The sequence below is a fragment of the Streptomyces lusitanus genome (genome assembly GCF_042647945.1).
Classification (GTDB): domain Bacteria; phylum Actinomycetota; class Actinomycetes; order Streptomycetales; family Streptomycetaceae; genus Streptomyces; species Streptomyces pseudogriseolus.
On the sequence record NZ_JBHRWL010000011.1, the window covers coordinates 185,121 to 199,261 of the forward strand.

At 71.6% G+C, this 14,141-nt stretch carries 13 protein-coding genes; 4 read left to right on the top strand and 9 right to left on the bottom strand.

Translation table 11 applies throughout. The features are described from left to right. From ACFOSY_RS18775 to ACFOSY_RS18805, 7 genes are all read right to left on the bottom strand, one after another. A complete protein-coding gene (locus tag ACFOSY_RS18775) occupies window positions 1–1,155 on the bottom strand; it encodes an aldose epimerase family protein (protein ID WP_394308249.1) in 1,155 nt (384 codons plus the stop codon). A gap of 56 nt (window positions 1,156–1,211) precedes the next feature. Continuing rightward, window positions 1,212–2,456, bottom strand: coding sequence for a multiple monosaccharide ABC transporter permease (mmsB, locus tag ACFOSY_RS18780; RefSeq protein WP_394308252.1), 1,245 nt, complete (start codon window positions 2,454–2,456; stop codon window positions 1,212–1,214). Then, complete coding sequence (gene mmsA / locus ACFOSY_RS18785; RefSeq protein WP_394308254.1) at window positions 2,453–4,003, bottom strand: multiple monosaccharide ABC transporter ATP-binding protein; 1,551 nt, start codon at window positions 4,001–4,003, stop codon at window positions 2,453–2,455. The genes mmsB and mmsA overlap by 4 nt, the downstream gene beginning before the upstream one ends. 32 nt (window positions 4,004–4,035) lie before the next feature. After that, window positions 4,036–5,148 (bottom strand): multiple monosaccharide ABC transporter substrate-binding protein, encoded by a 1,113-nt coding sequence (gene chvE, locus ACFOSY_RS18790; RefSeq protein ID WP_394308256.1) that lies wholly within the window; start codon window positions 5,146–5,148, stop codon window positions 4,036–4,038. 215 nt (window positions 5,149–5,363) lie between these two features. Then, on the bottom strand, window positions 5,364–6,332 hold the full coding sequence (locus ACFOSY_RS18795) for a hypothetical protein (protein ID WP_394308258.1): 969 nt from the start codon (window positions 6,330–6,332) through the stop codon (window positions 5,364–5,366). A gap of 163 nt (window positions 6,333–6,495) precedes the next feature. After that, window positions 6,496–7,500: a zinc-dependent alcohol dehydrogenase gene (locus ACFOSY_RS18800; RefSeq protein WP_394308260.1), complete on the bottom strand. Its 1,005-nt coding sequence runs from the start codon at window positions 7,498–7,500 to the stop codon at window positions 6,496–6,498. Next, the gene (locus ACFOSY_RS18805) at window positions 7,497–8,663 is read right to left on the bottom strand and encodes a mandelate racemase/muconate lactonizing enzyme family protein (RefSeq protein WP_394308262.1); all 1,167 of its coding nucleotides are present in this window, start codon (window positions 8,661–8,663) and stop codon (window positions 7,497–7,499) included. The genes ACFOSY_RS18800 and ACFOSY_RS18805 overlap by 4 nt, the downstream gene beginning before the upstream one ends. A 238-nt stretch (window positions 8,664–8,901) precedes the next feature. Between ACFOSY_RS18805 and ACFOSY_RS18810 the strand changes: the two genes are divergently transcribed. Further along, window positions 8,902–9,717, top strand: a complete 816-nt coding sequence (locus ACFOSY_RS18810) for an SCO2400 family protein (protein ID WP_394308264.1) — start codon at window positions 8,902–8,904, stop codon at window positions 9,715–9,717. A 67-nt stretch (window positions 9,718–9,784) separates the two neighbouring features. Here ACFOSY_RS18810 and ACFOSY_RS18815 read toward each other — a convergent pair whose 3' ends face one another. Next, window positions 9,785–10,231, bottom strand: a complete 447-nt coding sequence (locus ACFOSY_RS18815; RefSeq protein WP_394308266.1) for a MarR family winged helix-turn-helix transcriptional regulator — start codon at window positions 10,229–10,231, stop codon at window positions 9,785–9,787. 91 nt (window positions 10,232–10,322) lie between these two features. Between ACFOSY_RS18815 and ACFOSY_RS18820 the strand changes: the two genes are divergently transcribed. The 3 genes from ACFOSY_RS18820 to ACFOSY_RS18830 all read left to right on the top strand — a co-directional run bounded on the left by ACFOSY_RS18820 (window position 10,323) and on the right by ACFOSY_RS18830 (window position 12,904). Then, window positions 10,323–11,345 carry an NADP-dependent oxidoreductase gene (locus tag ACFOSY_RS18820; protein ID WP_394308269.1) on the top strand — a complete coding sequence of 341 codons (1,023 nt, stop codon included), beginning with the start codon at window positions 10,323–10,325 and terminating at the stop codon, window positions 11,343–11,345. Between the two features lie 144 nt (window positions 11,346–11,489). Beyond that, window positions 11,490–12,293: an EI24 domain-containing protein gene (locus ACFOSY_RS18825; RefSeq protein ID WP_394308271.1), complete on the top strand. Its 804-nt coding sequence runs from the start codon at window positions 11,490–11,492 to the stop codon at window positions 12,291–12,293. Next, window positions 12,290–12,904, top strand: coding sequence for a LysE family transporter (locus ACFOSY_RS18830; protein WP_394308273.1), 615 nt, complete (start codon window positions 12,290–12,292; stop codon window positions 12,902–12,904). The genes ACFOSY_RS18825 and ACFOSY_RS18830 overlap by 4 nt, the downstream gene beginning before the upstream one ends. Here ACFOSY_RS18830 and ACFOSY_RS18835 read toward each other — a convergent pair. After that, the gene (locus tag ACFOSY_RS18835; protein WP_394308275.1) at window positions 12,876–14,138 is read right to left on the bottom strand and encodes a pyroglutamyl-peptidase I family protein; all 1,263 of its coding nucleotides are present in this window, start codon (window positions 14,136–14,138) and stop codon (window positions 12,876–12,878) included. The two genes, ACFOSY_RS18830 and ACFOSY_RS18835, sit on opposite strands and share 29 nt — an antisense overlap. Window positions 14,139–14,141: the final 3 nt, after the last annotated feature.

Consider the following 14,141-nt stretch of genomic DNA (forward strand, 5'->3'; position numbering starts at 1 on the left):
TCACGTCCCGAAGCTGTGCACGGTCGTCGTCCGGTACGTCTCGCCGGGCCGCAGCACGGTCGAGGGGAACGCCGGCTGGTTCGGCGAGTCCGGGAAGTGCTGCGCCTCCAGGCACAGCCCGTCGCCCTGCCGGTACACCCGGCCGCCGCTGCCGACGAGGGTCCCGTCGAGGAAGTTGCCGGAGTAGAACTGAAGGCCCGGCTCGTTCGTCGCGATGCGCAGGGTGCGCCCTGAGGCCGGGTCACGCAGGGTCGCCGCGTGCTCGGGCCGGGCGGTGATGCCCTTGTCCAGAACCCAGTTGTGGTCGAAGCCCTGCCCGTACAGCAGCTGCTGGTGGGCGGTGCGGATGTCCCGGCCGACCGGCTTGCCCCGCCGGAAGTCGAACGGGGTGCCGGCGACCTTCGCGCGCTCGCCGGTGGGGATCAGGCCCGCGTCGACGGGGGTGTAGCGGGAGGCGGCGACCGACAGCTCGTGGTCCATGATGCTGCCGCTGCCCTCGCCTGCCAGGTTCCAGTAGACGTGGCTGGTGAGGTTGACGACCGTGGGCCGGTCGGTGACCGCCTCGTAGTCGACACGCCAGTCGCCGTCCCGGGTGAGTGTGTACGTCACCTTGGTGCGCAGGGTGCCCGGGTAGCCCATCTCCCCGTCGACCGCCGTGTAGTACAGGTGCAGACCGACGTCGGAGCCGCGGGTGAACGGCTCGACGTCCCAGACCCGCTTGTCGAAGCCCTGCGCGCCGCCGTGCAGGCTGTTCTCGCCGTCGTTGACGGAGAGCTGGTACCGGGTGCCGTCGAGCGTGAAGGTCCCCTTGCCGATGCGGTTGCCGTACCGGCCGATCAGCGCGCCGAAGTACGGGCTGGAGGCGACGTACTCCTCCAGGGTGCGCAGGCCGAGGGAGACGTTGGCGTACCGTCCGCGCCGGTCCGGCACCTGAAGCGAGTGGACGATGCCCCCGTAGGAGAGCACCCCCATCCGGGTGCCGCCGTTCTGCAGCGTCCAGCGGTCCACCCGGGTGCCGTCGGCGAGCCTGCCGAAGAGTTCCCGGACCGGCCTCCCGCGCCCTGTGGACGAGGCGTGCGCCGTCCCGCCCCAGGCGGTGGCGGCCACTCCCGCCGCCGCGGCTCCCGCGATGACCGTGCGTCTGTTCAGTTCCATCAGTGCGGCTCCCTCAGAAGGAAGGGGCCCCGCCGTGCGGCGGGGCCCGGGCTGATCTACGAACCGACCTTGCGCTTGTTCCACACGTCGAAGCCGACCGCGGCCAGCAGGGCCAGGCCCTTGATGACCTGCTGCCAGTCGGTGCCGACGCTGAGGAGGTTCATGCCGTTGTTCAGCACGCCGAGGACGAGACCGCCGATGATGGCGCCGAGGACGGTGCCGACACCGCCGCTCATGGAGGCCCCGCCGATGAACGCCGAGGCGATCGCCTCGAGTTCGAAGTTGAGGCCCGCCTTCGGCGAGGCCGCGTTCAGCCGGGCGGCGACCACCAGACCGGCCAGGGCCGCGAGCATGCCCATGTTCAGGAAGACGTAGAAGGTGACCTTCTTGTCCTTCACGCCGGACAGCTTGGCCGCCGGCAGGTTGCCGCCGATGGCGTAGATGTGGCGGCCGAAGACGGAGTTGCGCATCACGTAGCTGTAGCCGACCACCAGGACGCCCAGGATCAGCAGCACGATCGGGGTGCCCTTGTAGCTGGCGAGCAGCAGGGTGACGGTGAGGATGGCCGCGGTGACCGCGACCAGCTTCAGCAGGAACAGGTTGCGCGGCAGCACGTCCAGCGAGAACGACAGCTGCCGCCTGCGGTCCCGGATCTCCTGGAGCAGCACGGCCGCGACCAGCACCAGACCGAGCAGCAGCGTGAGGTTGTGGTAGTTGGTCTCCGGTCCGACCTCCGGCAGGAACCCGATGCCGATCTTCTGCTCGCCCTTGGGGAACGGGCCGAGGGTCTGCCCCTCCAGGAAGATCTCCGTCAGTCCGCGGAAGACCAGCATGCCCGCCAGGGTCACGATGAACGACGGTATGCCGCCGTACGCGATGAAGAACCCCTGGACGGCGCCGGCGAGCGCGCCGATGGCCAGGCACAGCAGCACCGCCACCGGCCACGGCATGTCGTTCTTGACCATGAACACGGCGGCCAGCGCGCCGACGAACGCGGTCAGCGATCCCACCGACAGGTCGATGTGGCCGGCGATGATGACCAGCATCATGCCGATCGCGAGGATCAGGATGTAGCTGTTCTGCAGCACCAGGTTGGAGACGTTGCGGGGCAGCAGCAGGTCGCCGTCGGTCCACACCGCGAACAGCGCCACGATCAGGCCGAGCGCGATCAGCATGCCGTACTGCCGCATGTTGCGGCGCATGCCCTCCAGGACCAGCCCCCACAGTCCGCCGTCCGCGGCCCCGCCCCCCTTGCCGGACGGCGCCGGGGCCGGCGTCTTGGCGGTCACATCCGTGCTCATCGCGTTACCTCTTTGTCCTTCGTCATCTGGCGCATCAGCGATTCCTGCGTGGCCTCCGACCGCGAGAACTCTCCGGTCAGCCGTCCGGCGGCCATGGTGTAGACGCGGTCGCACATGCCGAGCAGCTCCGGCAGCTCGGAGGAGATGAAGACCACCGCCTTGCCCTCGGCGGCCAGCCGGTCGATGACCGTGTAGATCTCGTACTTGGCGCCCACGTCGATGCCGCGGGTGGGCTCGTCGAGGATCAGCACGTCGGGGCCCGTGAAGATCCACTTGCTGAGGACGACCTTCTGCTGGTTGCCGCCCGACAGCTTGTTCACCGGCTCGAACACGGTCGGCGCCTTGATGTTCATCGAGGTGCGGAAGGATTCGGCGACCTTCCGCTCCTCGTGCTCGTCGACCACTCCGGCCCGGGCCACCTTGCCGAGCGCGCTCAGCGAGATGTTCCGGTTGATGGTGTCGATGAGGTTGAGGCCGTAGTGCTTGCGGTCCTCGGTGACGTACGCGATGCCGTGCCGGATCGCCTCGGCGACGGTCCTGGTCCGGATCTCCTCGCCGTCCTTGACGACCGTGCCGCCCGTGTACCGCCCGTAGCTGCGCCCGAAGACGCTCATCGCCAGCTCCGTGCGGCCCGCGCCCATCAGCCCGGCGATGCCGACGATCTCCCCGCGCCGCACGTGCAGCGACACGTCGTCGACCACCTTGCGGTGCTGGTCGATGGGGTGGTGCACGGTCCAGTTGCGGATCTCCAGGGCGGGCGCCGTGCCCTCCTCCGGCTGGTGCGGGGTGCGTTCCGGGAAGCGGTTCTCCAGGTCCCGGCCGACCATGCCGCTGATGATCCGGTCCTCGGTGGTCTCCGGGGCCCTCACGTCGAGCGTCTCGATGGTCCGCCCGTCGCGCAGGATGGTCACCGAGTCGGCGACCCGGCGGATCTCGTTGAGCTTGTGCGAGATGATGATCGAGGTGATGCCCTGCTTCTTCAGCTCCAGGATCAGGTCCAGGAGCTTGCCGCTGTCCTCGTCGTTCAGCGCCGCGGTCGGCTCGTCGAGGATCAGCAGCTTCACCTTCTTCGACAGCGCCTTCGCGATCTCCACCAGCTGCTGCTTGCCGACGCCGATGTCGGCGACCCGGGTCTCCGGGTGGTCGTCGAGCCCGACCCGGCGCAGCACCTCGGTGGCGTGCCGAAGCGTCTCGTTCCAGTTGATGAACCCGCGCGTGGCGTGTTCGTTGCCGAGGAAGATGTTCTCCGCGAGGGAGAGGTACGGCACCAGCGCCAGCTCCTGGTGGATGATGACGATGCCGCGCTGCTCGCTCGCCCGGATGTCCTTGAAGCGGCAGACCTCCCCCTCGAAGAGGATCTCGCCCTCGTAGGTGCCGTGCGGATGGACGCCGGAGAGCACCTTCATCAGGGTCGACTTGCCGGCGCCGTTCTCCCCGCAGACGGCGTGGACCTCGCCCTGCCGGACGGTCAGGCTGACGTCCGACAGCGCCTTGACGCCGGGAAAGGTCTTGACGATCGAGCGCATGTCCAGGACGGGTCCCGCCATGGTCGTGCCTTCCAATCCGTGTGGTGCGGCGGTTACTTGAGGTCGCTTTCCTTGATGTAGCCGGAGTCGACGACGACCTTCTGGTAGTTCGCCTTGTCCACGGCGACCGGCTCCAGCAGGTAGGCCGGCACCACCTTCGCGCCGTTGTCGTAGGTCTTGGTGTCGTTGACCTCGGGCTTCTTGTCGTTGAGCAGCGCGTCGACCATGCTCGCGGCCACCTTGGCGAGCTCGCGGGTGTCCTTGTAGACGGTCATCGACTGGTCGCCGGCGATGATCGACTTCACCGAGGCGACCTCGGCGTCCTGGCCGGTGACGACCGGCAGCGGCTTGCTCGCGGTGCCGTAGCCGTCCGACTTCAGCGCCGAGATGATGCCGATGGAGATGCCGTCGTACGGCGAGAGCACCGCGTCGACCTTGGCGCTCTTGTACGACTTGGTGAGGATGTCGTCCATGCGCCGCTGGGCGGTGGCGCCGTCCCAGCGCAGCGTGGTGACCTGGGTCAGCTCCGTCTGGCCGGACCTGACGACGAGCTGCTTCTTGTCGATGTAGGGCTGGAGCACCTTCATCGCGCCCTGGAAGAAGTAGCGGGTGTTGTTGTCGTCGTTGGAGCCGGCGAACAGCTCGATGTTGAACGGCCCCTTCTCGCTGCCGTCCGCCAGGCCGAGCTGCTCGGTGATGTAGGTGCCCTGGAGCTCGCCGACCTTCTCGTTGTCGAAGGAGGCGTAGTAGTCGACGTCCTCCGTGCCGAGGATCAGGCGGTCGTAGGAGATCACCGGGATGTCGGCGTCGGCGGCCTGCTGGAGCACGTTGTTCAGCGACTTGTTGTCGATGGCCGCCACGATCAGGGCGTCCACGCCCTGCGTGATCATGTTCTCGATCTGGGACACCTGCTGGTCCGGCTCGTCCTCGCCGAACACCAGCTTGGTCTTGTAGCCCTTGGACTCCAGGTTCTTGACGACGTTGTCGCCGTCGGCGATCCAGCGCTCCGAGGACTTGGTCGGCATCGCGATGCCGATGGTGGCTCCCTCGGAGCCGCCCTTGTTCTCCTCGCTGCCGCCCTCGCTGTTCTGGCCGCAGGCGGTCAGGGAGAGGGCGAGGGTGACGGCGGTGGCCGTCGCGGCGAATGCGGCTCTGCGGTTACGCATGATGATCTTCCTTGATCGTCGGGCCAGTCGGGCCAGTCGGGCTGAGCGGGCTGAGCTGAGCGGGCTGTGCGGGCGACTCGGGCGAGTCGGTGGTGCCGTGTGCGACGCGGTGACGGGTCAGGCGCCGGAGGTGCAGTCGCCCCCGGGACCGCCCGGCGGGTGTGTGGGATTGTGCGCGGCTGTGTCCACTTCTGTGAAGCCGCGTTTCCGGAACGTTATGACGGGATGTCGAACCGGCGCAGCGTGCCCGGCAGCCGCGAACCGAGCGGCGCCATGCCGCCGTCGGCGCCGTGCCGGGCCAGCAGGTCCAGCGCCAGCCTGCCGCGCCGCACCCGCTCCTTCGCCGTGGCCAGGGCGACCTCCCGCAGGTGGTGGCCGTACGGGTAGATGCCGGGCGCCTTGGCCAGCCCGAACTTCAGGTACACCGGGGCGCCGCGCCGGATCAGCTCGGCGACCTCGTACATCCGCACATAACCGCCCAGGTCGTCGGGCGCCTCGATGTACATGTCCATCGGCGCGGCCGACACCCGCCGGATCTCCGTGAGATGGGCGAGCGTCAGGTCGCTGGGCACGTTGATGGAGTCCGCGCCGAGCTGCTCGTGCACCGCGAACGAGGTGGGGTTGACCGGCCCGACGAGCGCCGACACCTTCAGCGTGGTGTCCGCCGGGAGGATGCCCGCCGCCCGCGCCCGGTGCAGCGTCCACAGCACGCCCTCGTCGGCCACCAGCAGGCATCTGACGCCCAGTTCGGTCGCGCGCACCGCGTCCTCGACACAGCCGGCCACCGCGTCGAGACCGCGGGCGCGCAGCCCCGCGCCGTGCGAGTCGGTGCGGACCGAGCCGCCGATGTCCCAGGTGCCGCGCGGGCCGGTGAACAGGCACAGCTCGATGTCCCGTTCGGCGGTCGCCTCGACCATCTCGGTGATCTCGGCGTCGGTCAGCATCCACACGCCGCTGCCCTGGCTGATCCGGTGCACCGGCACGTCGAGGCGGGAGGCCTCCTTCAGCACCACCGCCAGCGCCTCCGGCCCCTCGCAGGAGGGGATCTCGGTGCGCCAGCGGCCGCCGCCGGGGAACGAGTGCGGCGAGGCGTCGGCGGGGTCGAGGGCGGGCGCGCCCAGGCCGAGCGCGGTGAGCGCCTGCTCACCGGGCCTGCGGGGCGCCGTGGCGGAAGCGTCGGTCACAGGGTGTCCTTCGGTGTTCGATATGTCGGACGAGGTTCGCGGTCCGCCCCACGGGCCGGCCGGGTCCGGGCGGAACGGAAGACGGGGCGGGGCGGGGTGCGGGGGAGGACGGGCCGGGCGCGCCGGTACGGGGCCGTCAGCGTGTCCCCGTACCGGCGCGGGTTCAGGGACGCAGCAGGACCTTGCCCACCTTCGGGTCGCCGGACCCCACCAGCTCGATGGCGTCCGGGAACGCGGTGAGCGGGAGTTCGTGGGTGACCAGCGGCAGCGGGTCGAGCAGCCCGGCCGCGAACATCCGCGCCGTGTGCGCCCAGGCGTCCGGCGGCGCGCCGAACACGGTGTGCACCTCCAGCTGCCGCACCACCAGGTCGGTCGGGTCGAGCCCGTCCGCGCCCGGCGCCGGGATGCCGGTGAGCACGAGCCGGCCGCCGCGCCGCAGCAGTCCGGCCGCGGTACGGGCCGCGTCGGCGGACCCGGCCGTCTCGATCACCACGTCGACGTCGTCCGGCAGCGGCCGGTCCTTGGTGCGGAAGCCGGTGGCTCCGAACCGCCGGGACAGCTCGGCCCGGTCCGGGCGCGTGCCCACCACCAGCAGCTCGGCGGGCGAGGCGGCCGCGAGGAACTGCACCGCGAACATCCCCAGCGTGCCGGTGCCGACCACGGCGACCCGCTCGCCGGGCACCGCGCGCGCCTTCAGCGCGGCGGCGGCGATGCACGCGGCCGGCTCCAGCAGCGCCGCCGCCGTCAGGTCGGCGTCGTCCGGCAGCACGTGCAGCAGCCGGGCGGGCAGGGTCAGCGTGGAGGCCATGGCGCCCGGCTGGGTGAAGCCGGTCTCCTCGTAGCCCGCCGTGCACAGCGTGGTCTCGCCCGCGTGACAGCGGTCGCACACCTGGCAGTTGCGGAAGCCCTCGCCGACCACCTTGCGTCCGGTCAGGCTCCCGGGCACCCCGTCGCCCACGGCGGCGACGGTGCCGGACCACTCGTGGCCGGGGGTGAGCGGGTAACGGACGTATCCTTCGGGCCGGTTGCCCTGGTGGACCTCGCGGTCGCTGCCGCAGATGCCGACCGCGTGGACGCGCACCAGCGCCTCGCCGGGGCCGGGTTCCCGTGGCTCGTGCGGCACCAGGCGGTGCTGTCCGGGCGCCTCGACGACGACGGCGACGCTCACTGCCCCGTCCCCTTCGGCCTGCGCTGCTCCCAGCCCTCGGCCCACAGGTCGAACCGGGCCTGCTGCTGCGGGAATTCGGCGGCCGCGTCCACGTCCAGCTCGACGCCCAGGCCGGGCGCGTCGGAGAGGTGGAAGCAGCCGTCCTCCGGGTCCACCACGGGCGCGCCCTTGACCACCTTCTTGATCTCCGCGTCGGCGAAGTCGTTGAAGTGCTCCAGGATCTTGAAGTTCGGGGTGGTGAAACCGACCTGGAGGGACGCGGCGGTGAGCACCGGGCCGCCGACGTTGTGCGGGGCGACCAGCACGTAGTGGCTCTCGGCGGTCGCCGCCAGCTTGCGGGTCTCCCAGATGCCGCCGATGTGGCCCACGTCGGGCTGGATGATGTCGGCCGCCTGGTTCTCGAACAGCTCGCGGAACTCGATGCGGTCGTGGACGCGTTCACCGGTCGCGACCGGCATGTCCACCTTCGCGGCCACCTTCTGGAGCGCCTTGAGGTTCTCCGGCGGCACCGGCTCCTCCAGCCAGGCCGGGCGGAACGGCGCCAGTTCGTGCGCGAGGCGGACGGCGGTCGCGGGGGAGAAGCGGCCGTGCATCTCCAGCATCAGCTCCGCCTCGGGACCGATCGCGTCCCGCACCGCCTCGATCAGGGAGACGGCGTACAGGGTCTGCTGGTGGTCGAGTTCGAAGTGGCCCGTGCCGAAGGGGTCGATCTTCAGCGCCCGGTACCCGCGCTCCACGACCGCGCGCGCCGCCTTGTGGTACGCCTCCGGGGTGCGCTCGGTGGTGTACCAGCCGTTGGCGTACGCCTTCACCTTGTCGGTGACCTTGCCGCCCAGCAGCTGCCAGACGGGGACGCCGAGCGCCTTGCCCTTGATGTCCCAGCAGGCCATCTCGACGACCGCGATGCCGGACATCACGATCTCGCCCGCGCGGCCGTAGTCGCCGTACTTCATGCGGCGGACCAGGTCCTCGACGGCGAACGGGTCGGAGCCGAGAATGTGGTTGGCCTCGGCCTCCTTCAGATAGCCCAGGAGGGCGTCGGTGCGGCCGAGCATCCTGGTCTCGCCGACCCCGGTGATTCCCTCGTCGGTGTGCACCTGGACGTACGTCAGGTTGCGCCACGGCGTCCCGACCACGTGTGTGCTGATTCCGGTGATGCGCACGGCAGTTGGCCCCTCGCTGCGGTGGTGACTGGCATCGGATGCGGCGGTTCGATGCGTTCGATATTTCGTCACACGTTCGAAATGCTGGCGAGACAGTAAGGACGGCGCGGCGGGGGTGTCAATGGGTCGCGCGTGTTTCGGTTTCGGCAGTTTCGAAACCATTGCGTAAGGGTCCGCACCAAACCTTCACAGCAAGGCCTAGGAACCGGACCGGACCGGAACCTAACCTTCCCGCGTCATGGACTTTTGCCACCCGTGCCGACGGCACCTCAACGGCGCTCTGGCCTGCCCTGGTTGCGGCACGCCCGTGGAGACGCTGCGCGCCCGTCAGCAGGCCGCGCCCGACGGCGGTGCGCCCCTGCGAGCCGACGCGGGCGACGGGTACGGCGACGACGGCGACGGCGGCCGTTCCGGGGACGACGACCCCGACCCGCGCGAGGACCTCGAGGCGGACGCGGCGCCCCGCGGACGGCGTGCGGACCGGCGCCGGGGGAAGCGGGCGCCGCAGGCCGCGCCGCCGCCGGAGGACGAGGACCCGGGCGCCGGACAGAGCCGCCGGGACCGGAAGGCTGCCGCCCACCGCCGCCGGCGCAACCGCACCCTGCTGATCGTCGCGGGCTTCGTCCTCGCGGCCGGCGGGCTGAGCCTGGCCGAACTGGGCCTGGACGCGCCCGGCTCCGACCCGCGTCCGGCGGTGGCGGGCGAGGAGTCGGTCGACGGGGGCTCGGAGGAGGTCGAGCCGAGCGCGTCGGCGACCGGGAGCGGCCCGCGCGCGGGGGAGCCGGGCGCGTCGCCCAGCGCCGGTGCGTCGGACTCCGCGTCGGCGTCCGCGTCCGCCCCCGAGGACAAGGAGTCGGAGGAGGCGGACAAGGAGTCGGCCGGGGCGAGCGCCTCGTCGGCCCCCGCCGGGACGGCCACGGCCGGCGAGCCGACGACCGAGCAGCCCCCGCAGGACCCCCCGGAGACGGACGCCCCCGACCCGGACCCCACCACGGACGAACCGGAACCCGAGCCCACGAAGACGTGCGAGCGGTTCCTGTGGTGGTGCACCTGAGAAGCGGGCTCCGCCCCGGCTGACCGGAGCGAAGCGCCCGGTGCCGCCGATGCCCGGCCTCAGCGCGTCACCCGGCGTCCCCCAGCATCCGCCGCAGCGCGTCCCGCAGCGCCACCCTCTCCTGGTCCGGCAGCCCCGCCAGCGGCTCGCGGGCGAACCGCAGCGACTCCTGGAGGCCGCGCGCCACCCGCCGCCCCTCGTCCGTCGCCGCCGCCAGCTTCACCCGGCGGTCCGCCGGGTCCGGGCGGCGCTCCACCAGACCACGGGCCTCCAGACGGTCCACGATGCCGGTGACGTTCGACGGCTCGCACTTCAGCCGCTGCGCCAGTCTCCGCATGGGCAGCGGCTCCAGGCTGAGCAGGCTCAGCAGCCGCGCCTGCGCGCCGGTCAGCGCGTGCCCGGCGGCGGCCTCCTCGTACTCCTCGTGGTAGCGCGCCACGACCTCGCCGATCAGCTCGACGACCTCCAGGGTGAGAGCGTCGGGACGGCGGGACGCGGAACGGGGTGTGGCCATGCCCACCAGGGTACCCATGTGCTTGACATCCTGAAATATTCAGCCGCATGGTTGTTTCAGGTGCTGAAGTATTCGAGGAAAGGCGCTCTTCATGTCCGACACCCCCACGCTCCCCGCCACCGCCCGCGAGTGGCACCTGCTGAGCCGGCCGGTCGGCCGGCCCGAGCCGGAGAACTTCGCGCTGGTCGAGGCGGAGGTCCGCACCCCGGGCGAGGGCCAGGTGCTGGTGCGCAACGAGTACCTCTCCGTCGACCCGTACATGCGCGGCCGGATGAGCGCCGCCAAGTCCTACGTCGCCCCCTACGAGCTGGGCAAGGCCATGCAGGGCGGCGCCGTCGGCGAGGTCGTCGCGTCCAACGCCGAGGGGATCTCCGCCGGCGACCGCGTGCTGCACTTCCTCGGCTGGCGTGAGTACGCCGTCGTGGACGCGAAGAGCGCCGTCAAGGTGGACCCGGACGCCGTGCCGCTGTCGGCGTACCTGGGCGTGCTGGGCATGACCGGTCTCACCGCCTACGCGGGCCTGCTGCGCACCGCCTCCTTCAAGGAGGGCGACTCCGTCTTCGTGTCCGGCGCGGCCGGCGCCGTCGGCAGCCAGGTCGGCCAGATCGCCAAGCTCAAGGGCGCCTCCCGGGTGATCGGTTCGGCCGGCTCCGACGAGAAGGTCAAGCTCCTCACCGAGGAGTACGGCTTCGACGCGGCGTTCAACTACAAGAACGGCCCCGTGAGCGAGCAGCTGCGCGCCGCCGCCCCCGACGGCGTCGACGTCTACTTCGACAACGTGGGCGGCGACCACCTGGAGGCGGCCATCGGCTCCCTGAACCGGGACGGCCGCATCGCCGTCTGCGGCGCGATCTCCGTGTACAACAACACCGAGCCGGCCCCCGGCCCGAAGAACCTCGCCCGCCTCATCCAGACCCGAGGCCGCATCGAGGGCTTCCTCGTCGGCGACCACTACGACCTCCAGCCGCAGTTCGTGGAGGAGGTCGGCGCCTGGATCCGCTCGGGCGAGCTGAAGTACCGCGAGACGGTCGTCGAGGGCATCGAGAACAACCTGGAGGCCTTCCTCGGCGTCCTGCGCGGCGACAACACCGGCAAGATGATCGTCAAGCTCTGACGGGCCGGCACGGGCCGGCACCAGGGCCGGGCGGGCCGTGACGCCCGCCCGGCCCGTGTCGTTGCGTACGGCGAGGGCCGCATCCTTGGACGTGGGGTGCGGCCCCGTCCCGTGCCGTCGCCGGGGTCCCGCTACAGTCCTCCCATGCGCGATCTCGGGGTGGGTTTCCGGTACTTGCTGAAGGGCCAGCGGTGGGTCGGCCGGCACGGCAAGAGCTACGGGTTCGGGCTGCTGCCCGGACTGATCACCCTGGTGCTGTACGCGGCCGCCCTGGTCGCCCTCGCCCTGTGGGGCTCCGACCTGGTCGGCTGGGCGACGCCGTTCGCCGACGACTGGGCCGACCCCTGGGCGGGCCTGTTCCGCGGCTTCCTCACCGCCGTGCTGTTCGCCCTCGCCCTGCTGCTGAGCGTGCTCACCTTCACCGCGGCGACCCTGCTCGTCGGGCAGCCCTTCTACGAGAGCCTCTCCGAGCGGGTCGACCGGGACGTCTCGCCCGACGGCACCGCGCCCGAGTCGGACCTGCCGCTGTGGCGGGAGCTGTGGATCTCCGCCCGCGACAGCCTGCGCGTCCTCGTGCGGGCCGCCGTGTGGGCGGTGCTGCTGTTCGCGCTCGGGTTCGTCCCGGTCGCCGGGCAGACCGTCGTCCCGGTGATCGGGTTCTTCGTCACCGGCTTCTTCCTCACCGAGGAACTGACCGCCGTCGCCCTCCAGCGGCGCGGCGTCGAGGTGCGCGAGCGGCTCGCGCTGCTGCGCTCCCGCAAGACCCTCGTGTGGGGCTTCGGCACGCCTCTCGCGGTGGCGTTCCTCGTGCCGTTCGTCGCGGTGTTCCTGATGCCCGGCGCGGTCGCCGGCGCCACCCTCATGGCACGTGACCTGATGGGCGAGGACACCGAGGACACCGCGGACGGCGACACCGCCGAGCAGCGGCAGGACGGCGTCGGCGCGTGACCGAGGTCCTCGCCGTCGCCGTGATCACCGTCCTCGCGGTGATCGCCCCCGGCGCCGACTTCGCGATGGTGGTCCGCAACAGCTACCTGTACGGCCGCCGCACGGGGCTGCTGGGCGCCGCCGGGGTGGCCGCCGGTGTCCTGGTCCACGTCACGTACACCATGCTCGGCGTGGGCCTGCTGATCGCCTCCTCGGCCTTCCTGTTCACCGTCGTCAAACTGACCGGCGCGGCCTACCTCGTGTACATCGGCGTGCGCACCTTCCGCACCCGCGCCGAGGTCACCGTCGACCTGGAGCACCGCGCCGGCCTGACCCCGCTCGCCGCGCTGCGCACCGGGTTCCTCACCAACGTCCTCAACCCCAAGACCACGCTGTTCGTCGTCTCGACGTTCGCGCAGGTCGTCGGCCCCGGCACCCCGCTGCTCCGGCAGGCGGGCTACGGCCTGTTCATGTCGGGGGCCCACCTGCTGTGGTTCGCCGCCGTCGCGCTGTTCTTCTCCCACGACCGGATGCGCGCCCTGATGCTGCGCGGCCAGCGGGTCCTGAACAAGGTGATCGGGACCGCGCTGGCCGGCCTCGGCGTCAGTCTCGCGCTCGCTCCGACGCGCTGACCGCGACGGACACGATCGCGCGCACCTGGGCGACGATGTCCAGCCGGTTGCGCACGAACTGCGGGTCGGTGACCTCCGTGGTGTTGCCCGCCCCGAACTCCAGCACCGGCGTGTGTACATGGCCGCCCGGCAGCGTGCCGTGCAGCCCGAGCCGGTCGCGCAGCAGCGTCGCCCGGTAGGCGATCTCGTTGGACAGGTAGTCGCCGCCGCCCCCGGCGCGGGCCGTCGAGCCCGGGGTCGGCCCGTCCGGCCGCACGACGGGCTCCGTGCCTCCCGCCGGGATCTCCGTCACGCTCGTGTTGTCGTACACCGGGAACCGCCCGGTGTCCGCCGCCGTGATCGCCGCGTACGGCAGCGTCGTCGACGTCCACTGCGGCTGGGAGGCGGGGTCGGACACCGGCACGATCTCCGGGGTGCCGGTGTTCTCGTTGTCGCCGAAGCCGCCCCGCCAGGCGCCGTTGGTGCGCTCGACGTCGATCCGGCCCACCCGGCCCTGGCTCACCGTGGTGAACAGGTCGACCTCCGGCAGGTGCGGCCGCAGCGCCCGCTCCACCGTGCCGTCGGTGAAGTCCCGCCAGCGCACCGGGAACACGGCCGTCTCGACGCGCGCCGGGCCGCTCGCCGTCTCGATCACCGTGCCGTCCAGGGCCAGCGCGACGGCCCCCGACGGGTTGGAGATCCGGATGTCCCGGTCCAGGGTGAACGGGTCGAACCCGGTCACCAGCACCCGCTTCAGGCCCCTGCCGTGCGGATACCGGATCGCGGTCTGCCCGCGCGAGGTCCGCTCCAGCGTGTCGAGCAGCTTCGCCCGCCGCGCCTCGTCCAGACCGAACCGGGGCTCCCAGACGCGCAGTTCACGCGTCATGCCGAGCCGCGCCCAGTACAGCGGCCGGTCGTCGTCCCGGCTCAGGTCGCCGCCGGCCGGCCCCCGGCCCTGCACCCGGTCCACGGCTCTGCGCCACAGCGCGGAGCCCTCCCGCTGCACGACCCGCCGCGCCTCGGCGTAGGAGCGGGCCCGGTCCAGGGCGCGGGCGAAGGCGGGCGCGACCGCGTCGAAGCCGGAGCGGCGGAGTATCTCCTGCGGCGCGGCCCGGTCGAGGCGCAGCTCCTCGACGGTCGGCGGCGCGGCGGAACCGGGGGCCGCCGGTGAGGCGGCGGTCGCGGTCGTGGGGGCGGACAGGGCGGTCAGCAGGGCCAGACCGAGCACACCGGTGCGCACACGGGGTGGGATCACAGG